This is a genomic window from Exiguobacterium sp. s152 (assembly GCF_018618335.1).
Classification (GTDB): Bacteria; Bacillota; Bacilli; order Exiguobacteriales; family Exiguobacteriaceae; genus Exiguobacterium; species Exiguobacterium chiriqhucha.
This window is the reverse complement of record NZ_JACSLX010000007.1, coordinates 47,063-67,247: the sequence shown is the minus strand read 5'-3', so window position 1 is coordinate 67,247 and position 20,185 is coordinate 47,063. Positions and strand designations below refer to the sequence as shown.

The window sequence follows — 20,185 nt, the reverse complement described above, 5'->3', positions numbered from 1 at the left end:
TCGAAGGGGTCAAAAATTGAGCACATGCTTCAAGAATAAGAGGATGCCGCCATACCCGACGACCGCGAGGACGAACGTCCGGAAGTGGAGGTTGCGGTCGGATGGAAGTTCGAACTTGACGATATTCAGAATCATCGCCCCGGCGACGAACGCGAACAAGATGGCCTCGACGTGCGAGGCGAGATCGATGAAACGGGAAAAGAAACCGCCGATGAGGATGCCGCCGCTCAACAAATAACGTCCTTGCCGAATGTAGCATTCCCCGTAATGGCGATACAAGTCGTGACCGACGGCAAGGAAGTGGACGCCGAGTGCCGTCGCGTAGAAGCTACGGGCAACGAATGTGACGGATGATGCCGTAACGACGTAAGCCGAGAACGACATATAGGCCGTCAACAGTGTCACTTGGAGCCAGTACGATACGTTCTGGTCAATCGTTTCGTCCTTAAAGTAAGGCGTCCGGACGACACGCATCGTCCCGTAAAAGACGGTAAAGCCGAGCAAGCTGATCACATAAATCTCTGACGGCAAGGCCAGGTCGAGCCATTCGACCCGGAGCGTGTCTTGCCGCTTGTTCAAGGACGGCAAGAGATACATGAAAAAGTACGTGATGGCGATCCCGCTCGAAAATGAGAACCATTTTTGAGACGGTACCCGGTCTCGTGGAAACAGATAGATTCCCCAAAAATTGATCAGTGCTAAATAGACCACGATCCAATTCGCCATCTCACGTCATCCTTTCAGTTCAATCCAAAACCGCTCGACGATCTTCCCGCCTTCCGCTGTGAACGGTGTGTCCGGTATTCCTCCGTTATTCAAGATGACTTGGCGTGACGCCACGTTCGTCCGGTCACACGTAATCAACGCCCGCTCGATCCCGAGTTCCTTCGTCTTCTCGAGCGCGAGCTCGAGCTGTTTCGTTGCCAGACCGCGTCCACGTGCGCTCGGCTTGATGCCGTAACCGATGTGGCCCCCAAAGTTGAGGAGGTTGTCATTCAATTCGTGGCGGATATTCGCCGCCCCGAGCAACTCGTCCCCGTCCGTCAGCCAATACGTCGTGCTCGGCACCCAACTGACGTTGTTCACCCGTATCTCTTTATCACGGATCTGTTTGACGTACGACGCAAAGTCAGACGCATCGCGGTCGACCGCGTTCGGGACGATTGTCTCTTCCCGCTCCCGCCACTCCTGTAAAAATTCGAGTACTTGCGCTTGTTGCGCCATCGTTGTTTTGACGAGCTGTAGCATCTGACGTCCCCCTAATTGATTGGTCTCTTTTCATCATAACGAAGCTGATTCACGTTAAAAACAGACGTTCTAAAGACGAGATGTCGCCTTTTTTATAGAATCATCTAGCAAAAAACCCGCAATCGATTGCGGGTCAGTCTTCTAATCCTAGTCGTTTTGGCATCTGTGGGGCGAGCGTACGGGCCTCGTCTAAACGGCCAGCCTCGACGAGCGTGTGGAACCGTAAAAATTCCTCATGTGTCGCGTCACCGATGGCCGCCAAATAATCGATATAGCGTTCGTACACCGACTTGTCTTCCGGCCGCGCCTCGATCAACGCGACGTAAAGCCGGACCGTATCTTCTCCATAAAGAAGCGGGAACTCATCGTTCAACTGGAGCAACTTGTCGACCGAGTCCATATCGACACCGGTCTCGTTGTCATAGTGCCCGACGACCTGCTCAGCATGGTCCTCGAGGCGGCCACGCCACTCTTCATACTCGTCCTCGTTCGTCTCGAGCATCTCGAACCAATCCTCATTCAACATCTCTTCAATCTTTTTCACGCGTTCTGCAAAATTCATGCGAACTCTCCTCCTTCAAACGTCCATGTGACGTCGACGTCATAATTTCCCGCCACGTCTTCGTTCATCGATAACTCGTAGACGAAGCGGCAACGGCCGTCCGCGACATCGAGTCGCTCTGTCGTCGTCGCCATCGTCATCGACATATATGGGTTTTTATATAGGCTTTGCGTCAAACGTCCTTCGATAAAGGAATGATTCATCTCGATCGGTCCTTTACAGATGAGCGCGAGCCGGCCTGTCGTATATTTGATTGTCGTCGGAACGACACCGTCTTCCCGTTCTTGATCGAACGTCAAGATGAAGCCGGTCTTCAATTCATAATAGAACCCCTCGGCTTGCAGCTCGATCGGTTCCGCAATCTCACTGATCGTCGTCTTTTGGCGCACACGTACGCGTTTCGGTTCAATTGCCATGGTGATTCCCCTTTCCGCTGTCCCATCGTACCATATCTCGCGAACGGTCCGGAATCGGTAACTTTTTCTTTCCCGGTTCGCACGCGCTTCACACGTCGGGCCCGATCAATTTTATATTATGTGCGTGCAAGAAGTCCGCTTCAAGCAAAAGACCGCGGATGTGATCATCCGCGGCCGTTCGTTCCGTTAAAACTTCAGCCAATTCCCTTCCGAAATCACGTCTACACGCCCGTCGACGACTCGAATCGCCGTTTCGTCATCGATGGCATAGCTTGGTCCAGCCAACGTGTCTGCCCATTCAGTTGCATGCTTAGACGTGTTTTCTGGCAACATTTCGTGGTCAAGATGAGGGAAAATCGAGAAATCGACAAAACCTAAAGTCTCATCCCCCTGCTCGCCTGGTGCCTGCCACCCGACGAACTCCTCCCCGATTCGCGGCGTCATCACCATACTGCCGGCACTTAAACCGACATAGACACCCTTCCAGTCCGCCAACAGCCGCGCGACGCCAGACTGTTTCATCCAATAATGCAAGAACAGCGGGTCGCCCCCATTGACCAATAATACGTCCGCCTCGTCAAACGCCGGTCTCCAAATCGCTTCGTCGATACTTGGCAGGGCGCTCAATTCGAGAACCCCGACCGACTTCCACCCTAACTCACACATCGGCGTCGAAAAATCACCGTTGAAAAAGTTCCATGCATGATTCGTCCCGCCTGGCAACGCGTAAATCGCAGTCGGGATACAAAGGGCGTTACACTCCTCAATCGGTTTCCCTAGCAACTCGAGTAACGCTTGTTTAATCCGTTCATTTTTAATCCCGGCCGACGTCAGTAACAGTCTCATTCCAATACCTCCTCGTCTTTTCTATTTATATGAATTCGTGCTCTCTCTTCATTTCCCTGTACGCAAAAAAAAGACAGGGAATGTCCCTGTCTTGGATTAACTCATTTTATAGACGCGCCCCTCGAACGGCTTCAAGTGGACGAGTGTCGTCTCATCATGCGGCTCGAGCGGCATGTTTTGCAAGACGACGTCTTCCGAACGAAGCGTGAGCTCCGTCGCAAAGATGGCTTCTTTCCCCGTCAAGTTCGTCATGACGAGGTATTGCGAGTCACCAAGCGTACGCGTGTACGCGTAAATCTCTGGATGCTCCGGCAAGACGATGTCATACGTCCCGTAAACGAACGTCTCGTCTTGCTTGCGAAGACGAATCATCTCTTTATAGAAGTTGAGAATCGAGTCGTCGTCTTCGAGCTGGGCGTCGACGTTGATGTCCGTGTAGTTCGGATTGATGCCGAACCAAGGCGTCTCTGCGAACGTGAAGCCCGCATTCCGGGCATTGCTCCACTGCATCGGTGTGCGAGTGTTATCCCGTGACGAGTTCCACGTGATGTCCATCATCTCCTCATGGCTCTTGCCATGTTCGAGACCGATGTAATAGCGGTTTCGCGTCGCGATATCATCGTACTGGTCAATCGAGTCGAACTTCACGTTCGTCATGCCGATCTCTTGGCCTTGATAGATGAACGGCGTCCCTTGCATGAGGAAATACATCATCGCAATCGATTTCGCGCTCTCTTTCCAATAGCGCTCGTCATCACCCCATGACGACACGGTCCGTGTCTGGTCGTGGTTCTCGACATAAAGGGCATTCCAGCCGTCTTCTTCGAGACCTTTTTGCCATTTTGTAAGGACGTTCTTCAAATGGACGACGTCGAGCTTCGACTCGGCGTCTTCGCGCCAGAGACCCATGTGTTCAAATTGGAACACCATGTTCATCTTGCCTTCCTTCTCGCCGACCCAAAGATGGGCATCGTCAGGCGACACGCCGTTCGCTTCACCGACCGTCATGATGTCGTGCTTGTTGAACGTCTCATCGCGAAGTTCTTCCAAGTAACCGTGAATCCCGTCGACGTTCATGTGCATCTCGAACGATGGCACGAAGTCGAGGCCTTCTGGGTTCGGCAAATCGCCGAACGATGGATGTTTGCGGATGTGGCTGATGGCATCGACACGGAAGCCGTCAATGCCTTTGTCGAGCCACCAGTTAATCATGTTATAGATTTTCTGGCGCATCTCGGCGTTCTCCCAGTTCAGGTCTGGTTGTTTCTTCGAGAAGACGTGCAAGAAATATTGCTCCGTCGTCTCATCGAACTCCCAGGCCGACCCGCCGAAGATTGACTCCCAGTTGTTCGGTTTCGAACCATCTGGTTTTCCGTCGCGCCAAATATACCAGTCGCGTTTCGGGTTGTCTTTCGAGCTCTTCGATTCGATGAACCATGGGTGCTCGTCCGACGTATGGTTGACGACGAGATCGAGCAACAGCTTCATGCCGCGTGCATGGACTTCCGTCAACAGTCGATCGAAGTCTTTCATCGATCCGAACTCGTCCATGATGTCCTGATAGTCGCTAATGTCATAGCCGTTGTCATCATTCGGCGACTTATACATCGGACAAATCCAGATGACGTCGACGCCGAGGTCTTTCAAATAGTCGAGCTTATCGATGATGCCTTGGATGTCGCCGATTCCATCGCCGTTCGCATCGTAGAAGCTGCGCGGGTAGATTTGATAAGCGACGGCTTCTTTCCACCAGTTTCGTTTCAGTGTTTTCGTTTGTGTGTGTTGGTCACGTTGTAAAAGTTGCATGTCTCAATGATACTCCCTTATCCCTAAACTCACTGCGCATCCTATATACTAATATCAGTGCTGTTGTCTTTATATTGCATTAGCGCAATCGTTTGCACGATGCACTACGTTTATCTTAACAAAAATTCGAAATCAATACAAAGAGTGTTTCAACAGCTTACTCACCGTGTACCCTACACGAATTTGAAATGAAATGAAAGTGAGGCGACTTATATGATCCGTTTGGCCACACAGGCCGATCTTCCCGCGATCGATCAACTGATTTTAATGAAAGCCCAAGCATTTCGGGCAGCCGGAAAAACGCAATGGGTGAAATATTTGGAACCGAGCCGGACCGATTTCGTGACCCATGACGTCACGAACGGGACCGTGTATGTATATGAAACAAATGGAACCATCACCGGGTCGGTCAGTTTGATTCCGCCGACGTCATGGGATGAGAATTTATGGGACGACCCCGGGGTGGCCGTCTATTTGCATCGTCTCGTTGTCGACGACCAGATGAAAGGCCAAAAAATCGGCGAACAATTGATGCGTCATGCGCTCGCAGCGAAGTCGGACCGGATTCGCCTCGACTGCGTCGCCACGAACTCTTTTTTGAACGCCTATTATCCCCGCTTCGGCTTCCGGTACATCGGCGAACGGGATGGTTTTTCTTTGTTTGAAAAAGAGGCTTGACCTTGACGCGACGTCAACGTGTACGCTGAATCCAAGGAGGTGAGGACATGTATACGATTCAACAGCTCGCCACGCTCGCTGGCACGACCACACGGACACTACGGCACTATGACGCGGTCGGTCTGCTTGTTGCCGAGCGTGACACCAACGGGTATCGCCGTTACTCGTCACAGGACGCCGAGCGGTTGCAGACGATTCTGCTGTATCGCTCGCTCGACTTTCCACTCGAGACGATTCAAGTGTTACTCGAAGCCGAACCGTTCGATCGGACCCGTGCCCTCGAGGAGCAAGTGACCGCCCTACGCGCGAAGGCCGCCTATTTCGCGACACTCGCCCAGACGGCGGAATCGACGCTCACCTCACTGAGAGGAGGAATTCCAATGGAAGACAAATCGTTGTTCGACGGCCTGTCGTTTGACGAACTGAAAGCCCATGAAGCGAAACACGAGCCCGAGGTCGTGGAGCGCTGGGGCGAGAGCGAGGCGTACAAGACGTCACGTGCGCGCGCCGACAAGCGCTCGAAAGAAGACTGGGAAGCTCTCAGTCAACAGCAAGTCGACCTCGTCAAACCGCTCGTCGACTTGTTCACTGCCGGTGTCCCGGTCGAAGACCCGCGTGTTCAAGCCGCCGTCCAGGCGAATCACGCGTTCATCAACGATCAGTTCTATGACTGCTCGCTCGACATGTTCAGCGGTCTCGGACAAATGTACGTCATGGACGAGCGTTTCACCGCGTTTTATGACAAGTACGCCCCAGGACTTGCCGTCTACTACAACGACGCTATCCAACACTATTGCATCACCCAAAGCTAAACGGCCAAAGCATCGCGCTTTGGCCGTTATTTCGCCGTTCGACGGTCATACACATCCTCCTTTAACAGCAACTCGATTTGCCGTCTTAGCAGGGGCAATACGGTCGTGAGCTGTAAATACGGGTACGTGGCAAAATTATCCGTCCCGCCGATATAGAGCACGGCCCGGTCGACCACGGACCAGCCCCGCTCGGTCCACTGTTCGATTCGTGCCTCACAGACGTCCGGTTTGGCCCGGAACGCCCAGTATGCCTCAATTTGCCCTTCGGCGATCGTCGGTTTGACTGTCAGCACCGGACAGTCGAATCGGGCGAGGACACTCGGGTCAATCGGTCCCGTTTCATGGGTGACGATCAGTTGTGGATCGAGACGATCGAGCCACATCGTCGTCTTCGCATCGTTTAATGAAGTGACCCGCAGGATGTGATGGAACGGAATCGGCTCGTCGTTCAACGGATAGCGACCTTTCAATTCTCGAATCCGGGCCCGGCTGGATACGCGCATGAGAGGCGACATCGACCGGACATAGGCGTGCGTCAGCCAATGGTTGAGCGATTCGGGTCGATGCTCGCTCGGACCATCTTCTCGAATCACATGGGTCACCCCTAGGTTGCGAATCGCCTGATAGACGTAGGCGGATGTGCGATGTTCCCCGATAAGTAACACGATGGGTCGACCCATGGCGTTTCCCTCCTTCCATTTTCCTATCACAACGCTCATCCGTGACGCTCCTGCGTCGAGACGACGACCGGACGGCACCGGTCAGCCACTTCTTCCATCGATGCCGACCTCTTGAGCTGCCTTGAAATGCGCCGGACTCGATTGGTTACGTGGATAGACGATACTTTGAATCGGGACATCCCGCCGTGCCGCCACACGCTTCGCCGCCTCAAGGTCGGCCTTGAACGCCTCGATGGTCACACCTTCCTCGAGACAAGAGAGATGGCAATACGTATGAGTTCCAATCGTTTGGCCAGGGGTGGCGATGATTTGATCGACGAGTGACTTCCCGAAGTGATACGGATCGGTCGCCTCGTCCGCCCCGACGTGCTGCATCCAGTTGTACGAAGAATATTCGGGATGACGGTACGCCGGCTGAATCGTCGGCAAGTCTTTCAACAGTTCCGCTTTCGTCTCATAGAACAGGAAGCCGACGGTCGCCCACGTCACATGAATCTGATGCGCGGCGAACAAGTCGAGCAGGCTTGGAACGACTTGCCGTACTCCAAGTAGATTCTCGCCATACGCCTCGATCGTCGTGCCGTCAAACGTGCCCCAGTTCAATTCGAAATCTAACGAGATGACAAATGCTCCGTTCATCGCGATTCCTCCTCCATGTTCACTTCTTTCCATCACACGACTCACGAAGCTCCAACTCGGCGAGTGCCCGTTTCCAAGAGCCATACCGTCGCGATATTTTGGCAACACTCGGTCGTTTATGTTGTTTGGCCCATTTCTGATACGTGACGGCGTTGAATGGGACCACGACCCGGCTTGCTTCGAGTAACGATTGGACGATTTCTGCTTTTTCACGTTCTGGTTGGACGGTAAAATGGAGTTCTTCTAAACGCTCAACCGTTTTCACGGCCAGACTCCAAGACCCGAAGTGGGAAATAATATCACCTAGGGAAGGGGCGACTTGACCTTTGGCCCATTGTTGATAGTGGGTGCTCGTCAATCTCCCTTCCTGTTCAAGTGCGAGCCGAAGCGCTGCGATGAGTTCTTGTTGGGTATATTGTTTGCGGGATTCGACGAGCCCGGCCGCTTTTAACGCACCGGTCCATGACCCATAAAAATTGAGAACGTCGAGGAACGTCGGGACGTCTCGGTCTCGGCTCCAGAGCTGATATTGTTTGACAGTGAGGGTCGGAGTCAGAGATGCAGCGGCTCGAAGCGACTGGATAATCTCTGCTTCCCGGTTCATCGTTCGTCCTCCTCAGACACTTTGTTCGGTCACGATTGTACGTGTATCGAGTACCGTCTGGATGACTTGCTGTTGTTCTCCGAGCGTCAAATCAGATCCCGACGGAAGACAGATGCCGTTTTCGAAGAGTCGGCGACTGACGTCTTCTCCGTCGACCGACACGTATTCTGCATCGCGGTAAACGGGCTGTAAGTGCATCGGCTTCCAGACGGGACGCGATTCAATCCCGGCCGTGGCGAGCCGCTGCATCAATGTGTCACGATGCAATTCGGTTTGGTCCAATTGCATGGCCGTGAGCCAACGGTTGGCCCGTGAATATGGGACCTCTTGTTGATACGTCGTCCCAAGTTGCCGGAACATGCGCTCGTAGCGGGCAAAGACTCGACGTCTCGCTTGGACGCGCTGTTCAATCACTTCGAGCTGTCCCCGACCAATGCCGGCCGAGACATTGCTCAATCGATAGTTGTAACCGACTTGTTCATGCTCATAATGCGGCGCATCTTCCCGGGCTTGCGTGGCCAACTTGAGCGCTAACTGTTTCGTTTCCGCATTCGGCACCATGAGCATGCCGCCGCCTGAGGTCGTGATGATTTTGTTGCCGTTGAACGAATAGAAGCCGATGTCGCCAATCGTGCCCGTCATCTGCCCGTGCCATGTCGAACCTAGTGATTCGGCCGCATCTTCAATCAACGGGACACCATACTCGCGGCAAATGTGGCGAATCTCACCTATTTTCGCGACGACGCCGTACAGATGCACGACGATGACTGCTTTTGGAAGTTTCCCTTTCGTCGCCGCTTGGACGAACGCTTTCCGGAGCGCGTCCGGCGACATGTTCCACGTCGTCGTTTCCGAATCGATAAAGACCGGGATCGCCCCGACATAACGGATCGGGTTGACCGATGCCACGAACGTGAGCGATTGACAGAAGACTGTGTCATTTGTCCCGACACCGAGGGTAAGTAGCGCTAAATGGAGGGCGGCCGTGCCTGAGCTTGTCGCCAAGGCGTGAGGATGATCCGCATATGCGGCCACTTCCGCTTCAAACGCATTGACGTTCGGGCCGAGCGGCGCGATCCAATTGCTCGCGAACGCCTCTTCGATATAAGCCATCTCACGTCCGGACATGTGCGGCTTCGATAATAAGATGTTCATTTGATGCCCTCCTTCATCATGTTTTTATACGAGATATACCAGTCGACGACTTGCTCGAGCCCTTCAAACAGCGATGTACTCGGGCTAAAGCCAATCAAAGTATCGAGCGTCGGGATGTCCGACTGCCGGAGCACGGATGTGCGCATCGGCAATGACGTCTTGGCCGATTTGTTGAGGATGTGCCCAATATCGGACAGTAACGTTTGAACGATCACGTAGTCCGAGGCTGGAATTTGAAAGTAGCCGACGGGCGACAGCCCTGTTTGAATCAAACGCAATAGTCGAACGACCGACTCAACGACGTCATCGATATAGGAGACGTTGATGATATCCGTCGCATAATAACCGGAAAGACGGACGCCGCGGTCGACGGCGACAATCGCTTTGGACACGAGTGTCGAGGCGTCATCCCAAGGTCCGAAGACGTCTTCCGTGAATAAGTGGATGGCGGGATCTTCTTCGCTCACTTCCTTTACCGGGAGGTCGAACGTGATGAACGACTCGAGTGGGACTCGTGTCGTATGCAGCGCGATGTACCGCTTCATCAACTCGTATCGTTCGAGCGGGTCGTCGACGGTACGGGTCGAACATAGGATGATGTGGCGTGGTTCATGTCGCTTCAAGATGCTGCGCATGACCGTCTTGTTCGCGAGTGTCGTGCGAATCAACTGAAACTGCGGGTGCGTCAGGACGTAGAGACGTTGTTTGGCAATTCTCGTCTTGTGCCGCCCTTCATCGTCGATTCCGACGACGTCAAACCCTTCCTGTAACAGTCGACGTGCCAGATGGAATCCTTGAAAGCTGGCGACGCCGACGATGAGCACTGTTTGATCGACCATCGTTCTCCCCTCCTCGCTCGTAGTGGCGTTCAGTTCCCATCGGCGAGACGTGATGCGGCGATATGAGGACGCATCCGTTTCACCCCGTGTGTGAACAGCCGTTCGACGTCTCGATCGAGGTCGTCGCTGTTGGCGATGAACAGCAACAGATACATCAACGCGTCACGGTCATCGCGGAACGTTTCAATCAAATGCAAGACAGAGGAGACGGTCTTGAACGACCGGGTCCGACCGACGAAGATTTTTGGGAAGACGTTCGCTTCCGGACCGAGCTCACTTTCGGCCAACAGTTCTTCATACAACTTCTCACCAGGACGAATCCCAGTGACCTCGATTCCAATCTGATCGGTCGTGAATCCGCTCAACTCGATCATCTTTTTCGCCAAATCGATGATTTTGACCGGGTCACCCATATCGAGCACGAACACTTCACCACCTCGCGCTAAGACGCTCGCTTGAATGACGAGGCGACTCGCTTCCGGAATGGTCATGAAGTAACGGGTCATCTCGGGATCGGTGACGGTGACCGGACCCCCGCGTAAAATTTGTTCTTTAAACAGCGGGACGACCGAGCCACGGCTGCCGAGGACGTTGCCGAAGCGGACGACCGCAAAAATCGTATCACTGACACGAGCTTTCTCTTGGACGACCATCTCGGCAATTCGTTTTGTCGAACCCATCACGTTCGTCGGATTGACCGCCTTGTCCGTCGAGATCATGATGAAGCGATTCACTTTGTGCCGGGCCGCGACGTCGACCATATGTTTCGTCCCGTAAATGTTGTTTTTGACGGCTTCGAGCGGATTGTCTTCCATGAGTGGAACGTGTTTGTGGGCGGCGGCGTGATAGACGATGTCCGGTTTATACATCCGGAACACTTCTTCAAGCCGGGCCTCATCCTGCACATCACCGATGACGGGATAAAGCACTGTGTCCGTCCCGAGTTCGCGCAGCTCGCGTTCAATCAAGTAAATACTGTTCTCGCCGTGACCGAGGAGAATCATTTCAGCCGGGGCAAATTTGATGAGCTGACGGCACAGTTCCGAACCGATGGATCCGCCGGCACCCGTGACGAGTACCGTCGCTCCTTCCACATGACTAGAAATTCCAGATATGTCCAACTGGACCGGTTCTCGGCCTAGCAAGTCTTCGATTTTCACTTCGCGGATTTCACTGATGGAGACCTTCCCGGTCGCGAGCTCCGAGATCATCGGTAACGCATGGGACTCAGCACCCGTCTTCTCAATCCGCTTGAGCAAGGCAAGTCGTCGCGCATAGGACAGGCTTGGGATGGCCAAAATCACGACTTCAATCCCGTGCTCTTGGATGATGCGCTCTAAATCGTCCGTTACCCCGAGCACTGGAACACCGTGCACGTAAAGCGACTGTAAGTGCGGGTTGTCATCGAGTAGACCGACGACGCAGAGGACGGTCGTCCGATGTTCTTTCAACTCACGGACGATCAACTGGCCCGAATCACCAGCCCCGATGATGAGCGCTTTTCGTCCGGGATGATTGGAGTGCGGTTTGAACACATCGAATACGTGGTTGCGGGCCAAGAATCGCGTGAACAAAATCAAGTTGAAGGCGAGCAACCCTTGGACAGCGATGATCATGCCGAGCCCTGCCCCGAAGTGGAACTGGTTGTAGGCGTACAACACCAAGTCACTGCTCAGTAAGGCGATAGCGACTTGTTTCATCTCATGGACCGAGGCGTAACGCCAGTCGATACGATGGATTTTTAACACCGTCCCGACGAGACTGAAGCTGATGATTTTGATACCGACCATCATCAACATTTCGCTCGATTCGAGCGCCGCGTACGACGTAATCGTCGAGAACAGCAATTCAAACGTCGCATAGAGCACAAATGAGACGATCAAGATGTCAAGACATAAGAACAGCAAATTCCGTTGATTCTTCCGATACACGTTCACAAGTGTTGCCATGGTAGTTCGCACCTCCAAGAGTCTGAGTTGTTCGTTCGTGGTGTGGGTTGGAATGCGCAAAAGATGCGTCGATGCTAGTAAACTACCCGACTCTTCTCGACAAATTTAAAGATAAAACAAGCTTTTTCTCATGAACGACACAGATGGCAACAAAGGAGTTCACGAAATTATTATCATGATTTCTTTCATATAATGAATAATTGTCGGACAAACGGGAAATGGGAATATACATAACCCGAATTGGGTATCGTTTACATTATCTTGAATTTCGTCTAAAACATCATGTAAGGAGGGAAACATCGATCGCACGCATTCTTTTTGACTAGCTCGTTGACTCTTCAACCAATACAAGCTGTTCATTCACACCAAGAGACCTTCCGAGACGCTCGCTGCGTCTCCCTCCAAAGGAGAGACACCAAGATGAAAAAATGGACACGCCCTCAAATCGTACAAGCGTTGCAGTTAGCTGCTCAAGAACATGCCGAGCTCGATTCAAAACGGTACAGCGTTTGGTCGCAAACCAAAAACGTACCGTCCCTTTCCACCGTTATCCACCAGTTCGGGTCTTGGCGCGAAGCACTCGTCGCCGCCCAAATTCAAATGTCGTTCCATTACTATTCAGATGAGGATATCCTTCAGGCATTGAATCAAGCCGCTGAGGAACTTTCGCTCTTCACGAGCCAAACGTATCGGGAGTGGTCGAAAGTAACACGTTCCCCGTCGCTGACGTTAATCAGCAGCCGGTTCGGCTCTTGGTCAAACGCGCTCCGGGAAGCCAAACTTCAGACGACCGCGGCGAAAAACAATGAAGAACGAATTATCCAAGCGTTGATTGAAGCGACCGAGGAACTCGAACGTCTCACATCTCAGCATTACGCCATCTGGGCCCAAGAGCGCGGCTATCCGACGGTCGCAACCATCGCCCGGAAGTACGGGTCATGGAGCTACGCCTTATTCGTCCTCGATATCGCCCCACCGAAGCGGAAATGGGATGAAGAGGACGTCATCGAGGCGCTCCGCGTTGCTAAGCAAGAGTTATCACACTTCAGCATCCTCCATTATCGGAAATGGGCCGAAGGGCGTAACGTGCCGAGCACGTCGACCATCAATGCCCTATTCGGCAGCTGGACGGCGGCGTTGAAATGTATGGAAGAACAAAAAGTGAATCAATGAAAACAGGCCTGGTCTCGATTCGAGACCAGGCCTGTTTTCAGGTGACGATAGAAATGAACAATGGAATGCCGACGAGCAGATTGAACGGGAACGTGACAGCGAGGGCGAGCGTCAGATAAAAGGACGGCTCCGCCTCCGGAACTGACGCCTGAAGCATGGCCGGGGCGGCGATATACGACCCGCTCGCGGCGAGCGTCATGAAGAGGATCGTCCCCCCGTCCGATAGCCCGGCCATCCCGGCCGCAATGTAGCCGATGACGGCCCCAATGAGTGGGAACGTCATGCCGATGACCAAAAATTTGAGACCATAGGATGGTACCGCCTTCAACTGATGACCGACCTTGACGCCCAGACTGAGCAGGAACAACAGCAACACGCCTGGGAACAAGTCGATGAAGAACGGTTCGAGCGCCGATGTATCCGGCGTGACGATTCCGACGACGAGACCAGCCAACAACAGCAGAATACTCTTGGAGAGCAGGCTGTCACGGATGACCGTGAACGATTGGGTCGGGGCCGCCGTAATCCCGAGGACGCGGCTCTGGTTGTACAAGAGCAGCGCCACGACGAGACCCGGAATCTCGAGCACGACGACGAGCGTCGTCATGAACGGTTCATAGACGATGCCGAGACGTTCGAGCTGGGCCGTCGCGGCGACATACGTCACGAGCGAGACCGAACCGAACGTGGCCGCCATGGCGATTCGTTCCGGGAACGTGAACTTGAGCAGCGCGCCGAACCCGAAAGCGACGAGCGGCAAGATGATGCCGACGACGAGCGTCACTGCTAGCGGGAGCGCCAACTCGTCCATCGACACCGAGGCGAGCCCGATTCCCCCTTTCAACCCGATGGCGAGCAGTAAATACAAGTTGAGCGTGATGCTGAGCGACTCCGGGATTCGTAAATTTGATTTGCCTAGAGCAGCAATCACACCGGTCACGAACAGGAGCACCGGGGCGCTCGTCAATAAAAACGTCAATAGTTCCATACATTTCCTCCTAGACGACAAAAGCGCACACCAAAGAAAGGTGTGCGCTGCATGCCGACGGCTCGAACATGTTCGCTCCGTCTAGCCGACAACTGTCGGATGTGTAGTTGGTCAGCTCCGGGTCAGGACGAAGGGGATGTCTCGCGGACACCACCCATCCTGAACCGTCTCTGCTTCTAGTGTAAAAACGTCGTCACGGCTTGTCAATCCCGTTCTCCCACGGTGCATCGAGTCGAAAGACGATGAGGCGTTCCCCTGTCTTCGTGCTGATGTCCGTATGGAGCGAGACGAGTCGCCGCCCGAGTACGTCGTGCACGATGGCCTCGAGCTGAGGCCGACCGGATTCGACGAGGTTGTTGCGGTACTTCTTCAATTGCTCGCGTCCGGCCGATTTGGCGGCCAGTTCGTACTCGGCCGGGGTCAAGACGCCTTGGAGCGTCACGATCGCCAGGTCGCGGAGCAAATCTGCTTTACACGTCAAGGAACCGCGTCCGAGATACTCTTTCTCCCATTGGGTGATGCGAGCACTCAGCTCCATCTCGAGCTGACCTTTTTTCGGCATCGTTACTTCACGAACCCGATCATCATCTCGCGAAGAATCTTCGCGGCGGCGATGGCCGTCATGTCCGACTGATCGTACGCCGGTGACACTTCGACGAGGTCGGCCCCGATGACGTCGACGTCAGCGTTCGCGATGGCGTGGACCGCTTCAAGCAATTCTTTCGTCGTGATGCCACCGATCTCTTGCGTTCCCGTTCCCGGTGCAGAAGATGGGTCGAGGACGTCGATATCGATCGTGACGTACACTTTCTTCCCGGCGAGCGTCGGCAACACACGTTTGAGCGGTTCGATCACTTCATATTTATACATGTTATAGCCGACTTCTTTGACCCAGTCGAACTCTTCTTTCATCCCAGAACGAATTCCGAACGAGTAGCAGTTCGATGGCCCAATCAAGTTGGCCGCTTTTTTGAGTGGTGTCGAGTGCGACAACGGCTCGCCTTCGTATTCGTCACGGAGGTCCGTGTGCGCATCGAAGTGAAGAATGACGAAATCGTCGCCGTATTGATCATGCATCGCCTTGATGACCGGCCAAGTGACGAGGTGTTCCCCACCCATACCTAGTGGGAACTTGCCTGCTTGAATGACGTCCTTGACGAACGACTCGATCATGTCGAGCGACTTCTGAGCATTCCCGAACGGAAGCGGGATGTCACCAGCGTCATAGACGGCGGCTTCACTCAAATCTCCGTCCAAATACGGGCTGTACTCTTCAAGCCCGATTGAGACTTCACGGATTCGGTTCGGACCGAAACGTGATCCTGGACGGAAACTGACCGTCCAGTCCATCGGCATCCCGTAAAGGACCGTCTTCGCGTCTGCGACTTCTGGCAGGCTCGCGATAAACACTTTGCCTGAATAGGCTTCATCGAAACGTTTAATCATTTCGTCAAGTCCTCCACGAATTTAGGAAGGACGAATGCTGCATTGTGAAGCTTCGGCGTGTAGTACTTCGTCTCGATGTCGTGGAAACGCTCCGGAGCCACTGCTTCCGGGTCATACTGCTTCGAACCGATTGTGAATGTCCACATGCCGCTTGGGTACGTCGGTACGTTCGCTGTGTAGAGCTTCGTGATCGGGAAGATTTCTTTCACGTCACGTTGGACTGTCTGGATGAGCTCTGGCGTGAACCATGGGTTGTCCGTCTGCGCGACGAAGATTCCATCGGCTTTGAGCGCTCTCGAGATTCCGGCGTAGAATCCTTTCGTGAACAAGTTGGCCGCTGGGCCGACTGGTTCTGTCGAGTCGACCATGATGACGTCGTACTCGTTCTCAGACTCGGCGATATGCATGAAGCCGTCGCCGACGATGACTTCAACGCGTGGGTTGTCGAGTTCGCCTGCGATATTTGGTAAGTATTTCTTCGAATATTCAATGACTTTCCCGTCGATGTCGACGAGAACTGCTTTTTCGACTGATGGGTGTTTCATAATCTCACGGATGACGCCGCCGTCTCCACCGCCGACTACGAGCACATGCTTCGGATTCGGGTGCGTGAAGAGTGGGACGTGAGCCACCATCTCGTGATAGACGAATTCGTCCTTATCCGTCGTCATGACCATTCCGTCAAGTAACAACATTGTTCCGAACTCGTCCGTTTCGACCATTTCTAGTCGTTGAAACTCCGTTTGTTCGCTCTCATAAACGTGGTTTACACGGAACGTGATTCCGTAATCTTCTGTCTGGTGCTCCGTAAACCATAATTTTAATTTTTGGTCCATCGATAGAACCCCTTTCTGATTAAAAAGTTGTTCGTATGCGAGTGGCGTTTTGAGGCGCTTCTTATTCATACGATAGGAAGTATACAAAAACTACCCGCAATTTGCACGATTTTTTTATTTATTTGTCCTGCCATGTGAGTTTTATGTGAGTTTTATCCGATAAAGTATAGAGAGAGTACTTTAATCATTCGAAAGGAGGGATCTTATGTGGTCTCCGTGTACTGCCTGCTCTACGAACATCCCATTTTTTGAACGAGGCCTTGTCGTCGTCAACGACACTTTCCATCCGTATGAATCGTTAGATGAATTAACCGCACACCTTTCCACCGTCGAGGAGGACGTCTATTGCGTCGATCAAGTGACGAAATGGCAAACCGCAATCATCTCGGCCAGCAATCTGCTCGAACAGATTGCCAACCGCGATACGATCGAACTCATTCAACACGGTGAATTCGAGAGCCATCTGCAACCAATCGTCCATCTCGATACCGGTGAACGATTCGGTTACGAAGCGTTACTCCGCAGTCGCAATAACGTCTCTCCCGGAGAACTGTTCCGCGCGGCCAACCGTTTCGGCCTGCATTCCAAGCTTGACCAGCGCGCTCGCGCCGAGGCCATTAAAGCGACCTATCATGCCGTCGCCCCGCACGAAAAGACGTTCATCAACTTCTTGCCGTCGACGATTTATAACCCGGACTATTGTCTGCAACACACGTTCGAGATTATCGATCAATACGGGCTCAGTCCCGACCGTTTCATCTTTGAAGTCGTCGAGACGGAAAAAGTACAAGACGTGGCCCACTTGCAGCACGTGTTCTCTACATATAAGAAGCGCGGCATGAAAGTCGCCCTCGACGATGTCGGGGCCGGTTTCTCGACGCTCGATATGTTGAGACGCCTCAAACCGGACTATGTCAAAATCGATCGGTCGTACATCTCGTTTTGCGATCAAGATGCCGAAAAACGGACATTCTTGAAAAATGTACGTCAATTGACCAAATCGATGGACATCACGATTCTGGCTGAAGGCATCGAACGCGCCGAAGAAGTCGATGTCTGTCGTGAACTCGGATTCGACCTCGCCCAAGGCTATTACTTTGGCAAACCGTCCCCGTATTCGCTTTGACGCAATGAAGGCCTAGAGCATACGCTCTAGGCCGTTTTTTTAATCTTCTTCTTCATCCATATCTTCTTGCATTTCCGTATCTTCATTGTTCATCGGTTCTTCGTCTGCTCCCCCGCAAGCCCCGAGAATGATGCCTGTCGCCAAGAGCGACGCGGCCAATGCACCTTTCTTCTTCATCGCTAACACCCCTTTTACGTTGTGTCGTACAGTTACGATAATTCCCTTCGCCCATATCGTGAAACGTAATTTTAGATTAACAATGTGTAAACGGTGGAATGAATTCAGTGATGACAACTGAACAGAAAGAAGGTGTACGTGTTGAAACGACGCGTCTGGCAACTCCTCACCATGATTGTACTCGGCCTCTTCCTTCTCCTCGCCCTCTATTCTGTGGACGGATTGATCCCATTCCTGATTGGTCTTGCGATCGTGGCGCCGCTCCTCGTCGGCTGGCATATTTTATTCGACCAGGTCCAACCGCAGGCCAAGCTTGCTTGGCTACTCGCCGTCCTGTTCATCCCGTTCCTCGGCGCCCTCGCCTGGGTACTATTCGGACGGACACCGCGACGCCACCGTCGGATCAAACGGACCTCGACCGAGATTCGCATGTTCCGCCAAGCGATTGAAGAGGAGCGCGTCGAGACGTCCAACGACGTATCCGATCGTTATCCGCTCACGCGCACGCTCGAAAAACTCGGGGCGACCGGCGCGGATGGCCACACGTCGACGAAACTACTCGTCAATGGCGAGCAAAAATTCGATGCAGTGATTAAAGATATCGAGCAAGCGACCCACCATATCCACGTCCAGTATTATCTGTTCCGGACTGACGAGATTTCGATGAAAATTCGCGACGCCCTGATTAAGCGCTCCAACGAGAACGTCACCGTCCGCTTCTTATATGACGGGCTCGGCAGTCAGGAAATCAATGAAGACTTCATCGAACCGCTCCGCGAGTCGCGTGTCCACGTCCAAGCATTCGACCCGGTCGTCCATCCGCTCCTCGTGTTTAACGCCAACTTCCGTAACCATCAGAAGTTGATCGTCATCGACGGACGGATCGCTTATACGGGTGGCCTGAACGTAGGTGATGAATATCTAGGTAACAATAAAAAACTTGGCTTTTGGCGCGATACGCACCTGCGCCTCGAAGGGCCGCTCGTCCGCGAACTGCAGCGCCTGTTCGTCGAGAATTGGCTATATGCCGGCCATGAGGACGACAAAGAGACGTGGGACTTATTTGCCGACAGCAAACACTTACCGGAATACTTTATCGATGAGCCACAACAAGAAAACGGGGCGACGCAACTGCTCGTCACATCTCCTGGGAAAGACGTGACGATTCGAGACGGGCTCATGGCTCTGTTGATGCAGGCGAAGGAATCGATTTGGATGACGACCCCTTACTTGATTCCGCCTCCCGAAATGCTCGCGCTGTTAGAAGTCGCCGGCAAGCGCGGCATCGACGTCCGAATCGTCGTCCCCGGAAAAGGAGACGAATGGTTCAGTTTCCATGCGACCGAGTATTATTTTGAGCAATTGCTCAAACGGAACATCCGGATTTATAAATACAATCGTCATTTTATCCACGCAAAAACCGTCCTCATCGATGGCAAGATTGCGCTCGTCGGGACGGCTAACTTTGATTTTCGGAGCATGTATTTGAACCATGAGATGACTATCGCCCAGTTCGAGACGTCATCCATTCAAGAGTTGCACGAAGCGTTCTTGAACGACTTCGATGAATCGATTCTCGTCGACTGGTCGATGATGCGTAAGAAATCGAACGGCAAACGCTTCGTCGAAGCGTTCTGTCATATTCTCTCGCCGCTCCTCTGAGACAAACGCCACACGACGTATAAAACGGCGAGCACGGCGACGAGTACGAGTTGCCATCCGCTCGCCACGGTCAGGACGGCCGTGAAAGCGAGCGCCTCCATCAAGAGCGCCGGGACCTTCCCCACCGTGCTTGCCAAGGCGAACGACGGGAGCGACATCCGGCTGAAGGCGGCCGACAGTGTGACGAGACCGGACGGCACGAACGGTAGCAGCCGGAGGCTGAGGACGAGGAACCACGCCTCGACGCCTTCCGCCTCACGGAGACGCCTCAGCCGCTTCCCGTCCGGTGACGTGTAGCGATGGAGCGCCCGGCGATACAAGATGAAGCTGAGTACGGCACCGAATGCCTCACCGACGATAGAGACGGCGACACCCGGTCCGAAGCCTAGAATCTGGACGTTCAGCGCCGTTAAAAACGCGCTCGGTAACACACCGGCGATGGCTATGATGCTGTTTAAAATGATGCTGACCACGATAAACAGCGGGATCGGCAGAACTTCCCATTCCATTCGTTAAACCCTCACTTCATTTGAAAAGGCTGGC

At 53.3% G+C, this 20,185-nt stretch carries 23 protein-coding genes; 5 read left to right on the top strand and 18 right to left on the bottom strand.

Going from position 1 to position 20,185, the window contains the following annotated elements; translation table 11 throughout:
- Positions 1-9: 9 nt before the first annotated feature.
- From KNP72_RS12300 to KNP72_RS12275, 6 genes are all read right to left on the bottom strand, one after another.
- On the bottom strand, positions 10-726 hold the full coding sequence (locus KNP72_RS12300; protein WP_214833609.1) for a hypothetical protein: 717 nt from the start codon (positions 724-726) through the stop codon (positions 10-12).
- Positions 727-732: 6 nt separating this feature from the next.
- Complete coding sequence (locus KNP72_RS12295; protein WP_214833606.1) at positions 733-1,248, bottom strand: GNAT family N-acetyltransferase; 516 nt, start codon at positions 1,246-1,248, stop codon at positions 733-735.
- Positions 1,249-1,381: 133 nt separating this feature from the next.
- A complete protein-coding gene (locus tag KNP72_RS12290) occupies positions 1,382-1,810 on the bottom strand; it encodes a hypothetical protein (protein WP_021066082.1) in 429 nt (142 codons plus the stop codon).
- Positions 1,807-2,226: a YwiB family protein gene (locus KNP72_RS12285; protein WP_214833603.1), complete on the bottom strand. Its 420-nt coding sequence runs from the start codon at positions 2,224-2,226 to the stop codon at positions 1,807-1,809. The genes KNP72_RS12290 and KNP72_RS12285 overlap by 4 nt, the downstream gene beginning before the upstream one ends.
- A 186-nt stretch (positions 2,227-2,412) precedes the next feature.
- Positions 2,413-3,072 carry a Type 1 glutamine amidotransferase-like domain-containing protein gene (locus KNP72_RS12280; RefSeq protein WP_214833600.1) on the bottom strand — a complete coding sequence of 220 codons (660 nt, stop codon included), beginning with the start codon at positions 3,070-3,072 and terminating at the stop codon, positions 2,413-2,415.
- Between the two features lie 96 nt (positions 3,073-3,168).
- Positions 3,169-4,878 (bottom strand): glycoside hydrolase family 13 protein, encoded by a 1,710-nt coding sequence (locus tag KNP72_RS12275; RefSeq protein WP_285800968.1) that lies wholly within the window; start codon positions 4,876-4,878, stop codon positions 3,169-3,171.
- 213 nt (positions 4,879-5,091) lie between these two features.
- Here KNP72_RS12275 and KNP72_RS12270 point away from each other — a divergent pair, with 213 nt between their 5' ends.
- Positions 5,092-5,556 (top strand): GNAT family N-acetyltransferase, encoded by a 465-nt coding sequence (locus tag KNP72_RS12270; protein WP_214833597.1) that lies wholly within the window; start codon positions 5,092-5,094, stop codon positions 5,554-5,556.
- Positions 5,557-5,603: 47 nt separating this feature from the next.
- Entirely contained in the window at positions 5,604-6,368 is a 765-nt protein-coding gene (locus tag KNP72_RS12265) for a MerR family transcriptional regulator (RefSeq protein ID WP_214833594.1), read from the top strand.
- A 26-nt stretch (positions 6,369-6,394) separates the two neighbouring features.
- Here KNP72_RS12265 and KNP72_RS12260 read toward each other — a convergent pair whose 3' ends face one another.
- From KNP72_RS12260 to KNP72_RS12235, 6 genes are all read right to left on the bottom strand, one after another.
- The gene (locus KNP72_RS12260; RefSeq protein ID WP_214719290.1) at positions 6,395-7,048 is read right to left on the bottom strand and encodes a hypothetical protein; all 654 of its coding nucleotides are present in this window, start codon (positions 7,046-7,048) and stop codon (positions 6,395-6,397) included.
- A gap of 81 nt (positions 7,049-7,129) precedes the next feature.
- The gene (locus tag KNP72_RS12255; protein ID WP_214833591.1) at positions 7,130-7,687 is read right to left on the bottom strand and encodes a polysaccharide deacetylase family protein; all 558 of its coding nucleotides are present in this window, start codon (positions 7,685-7,687) and stop codon (positions 7,130-7,132) included.
- A 19-nt stretch (positions 7,688-7,706) separates the two neighbouring features.
- Complete coding sequence (locus KNP72_RS12250) at positions 7,707-8,291, bottom strand: hypothetical protein (RefSeq protein ID WP_021066075.1); 585 nt, start codon at positions 8,289-8,291, stop codon at positions 7,707-7,709.
- A gap of 12 nt (positions 8,292-8,303) precedes the next feature.
- The gene (locus KNP72_RS12245; RefSeq protein WP_214719282.1) at positions 8,304-9,446 is read right to left on the bottom strand and encodes a DegT/DnrJ/EryC1/StrS family aminotransferase; all 1,143 of its coding nucleotides are present in this window, start codon (positions 9,444-9,446) and stop codon (positions 8,304-8,306) included.
- Positions 9,443-10,285: an NAD-dependent epimerase/dehydratase family protein gene (locus tag KNP72_RS12240; RefSeq protein ID WP_214833588.1), complete on the bottom strand. Its 843-nt coding sequence runs from the start codon at positions 10,283-10,285 to the stop codon at positions 9,443-9,445. The genes KNP72_RS12245 and KNP72_RS12240 overlap by 4 nt, the downstream gene beginning before the upstream one ends.
- Positions 10,286-10,314: 29 nt before the next feature.
- A complete protein-coding gene (locus KNP72_RS12235) occupies positions 10,315-12,234 on the bottom strand; it encodes a polysaccharide biosynthesis protein (protein ID WP_214719276.1) in 1,920 nt (639 codons plus the stop codon).
- A gap of 420 nt (positions 12,235-12,654) precedes the next feature.
- Between KNP72_RS12235 and KNP72_RS12230 the strand changes: the two genes are divergently transcribed.
- On the top strand, positions 12,655-13,407 hold the full coding sequence (locus tag KNP72_RS12230; protein ID WP_214833585.1) for a homing endonuclease associated repeat-containing protein: 753 nt from the start codon (positions 12,655-12,657) through the stop codon (positions 13,405-13,407).
- A gap of 37 nt (positions 13,408-13,444) precedes the next feature.
- Here KNP72_RS12230 and KNP72_RS12225 read toward each other — a convergent pair whose 3' ends face one another.
- The 4 genes from KNP72_RS12225 to speE form a co-directional block, all read right to left on the bottom strand.
- Positions 13,445-14,395, bottom strand: coding sequence for a sodium-dependent bicarbonate transport family permease (locus KNP72_RS12225; protein ID WP_214833583.1), 951 nt, complete (start codon positions 14,393-14,395; stop codon positions 13,445-13,447).
- 193 nt (positions 14,396-14,588) lie between these two features.
- Entirely contained in the window at positions 14,589-14,957 is a 369-nt protein-coding gene (locus KNP72_RS12220; RefSeq protein ID WP_021066069.1) for a Na-translocating system protein MpsC family protein, read from the bottom strand.
- A 2-nt stretch (positions 14,958-14,959) separates the two neighbouring features.
- Positions 14,960-15,841, bottom strand: coding sequence for an agmatinase (gene speB, locus KNP72_RS12215; protein ID WP_214719267.1), 882 nt, complete (start codon positions 15,839-15,841; stop codon positions 14,960-14,962).
- The gene (gene speE / locus KNP72_RS12210) at positions 15,838-16,677 is read right to left on the bottom strand and encodes a polyamine aminopropyltransferase (RefSeq protein WP_029594637.1); all 840 of its coding nucleotides are present in this window, start codon (positions 16,675-16,677) and stop codon (positions 15,838-15,840) included. Before speE ends, speB begins: the two co-directional genes overlap by 4 nt.
- Before the next feature lie 205 nt (positions 16,678-16,882).
- Between speE and KNP72_RS12205 the strand changes: the two genes are divergently transcribed.
- On the top strand, positions 16,883-17,803 hold the full coding sequence (locus KNP72_RS12205) for an EAL domain-containing protein (RefSeq protein WP_251128997.1): 921 nt from the start codon (positions 16,883-16,885) through the stop codon (positions 17,801-17,803).
- A 39-nt stretch (positions 17,804-17,842) separates the two neighbouring features.
- On the opposite strand, the gene KNP72_RS12200 is transcribed toward KNP72_RS12205, so the two are convergent.
- Positions 17,843-17,980: a hypothetical protein gene (locus tag KNP72_RS12200; RefSeq protein ID WP_214719266.1), complete on the bottom strand. Its 138-nt coding sequence runs from the start codon at positions 17,978-17,980 to the stop codon at positions 17,843-17,845.
- Between the two features lie 138 nt (positions 17,981-18,118).
- Between KNP72_RS12200 and cls the strand changes: the two genes are divergently transcribed.
- Positions 18,119-19,642, top strand: coding sequence for a cardiolipin synthase (gene cls, locus KNP72_RS12195; protein ID WP_353048078.1), 1,524 nt, complete (start codon positions 18,119-18,121; stop codon positions 19,640-19,642).
- Here the strand turns inward: cls and KNP72_RS12190 are convergent.
- Positions 19,618-20,151, bottom strand: coding sequence for a TVP38/TMEM64 family protein (locus KNP72_RS12190; protein ID WP_214719262.1), 534 nt, complete (start codon positions 20,149-20,151; stop codon positions 19,618-19,620). The two genes, cls and KNP72_RS12190, sit on opposite strands and share 25 nt — an antisense overlap.
- Positions 20,152-20,185: the final 34 nt, after the last annotated feature.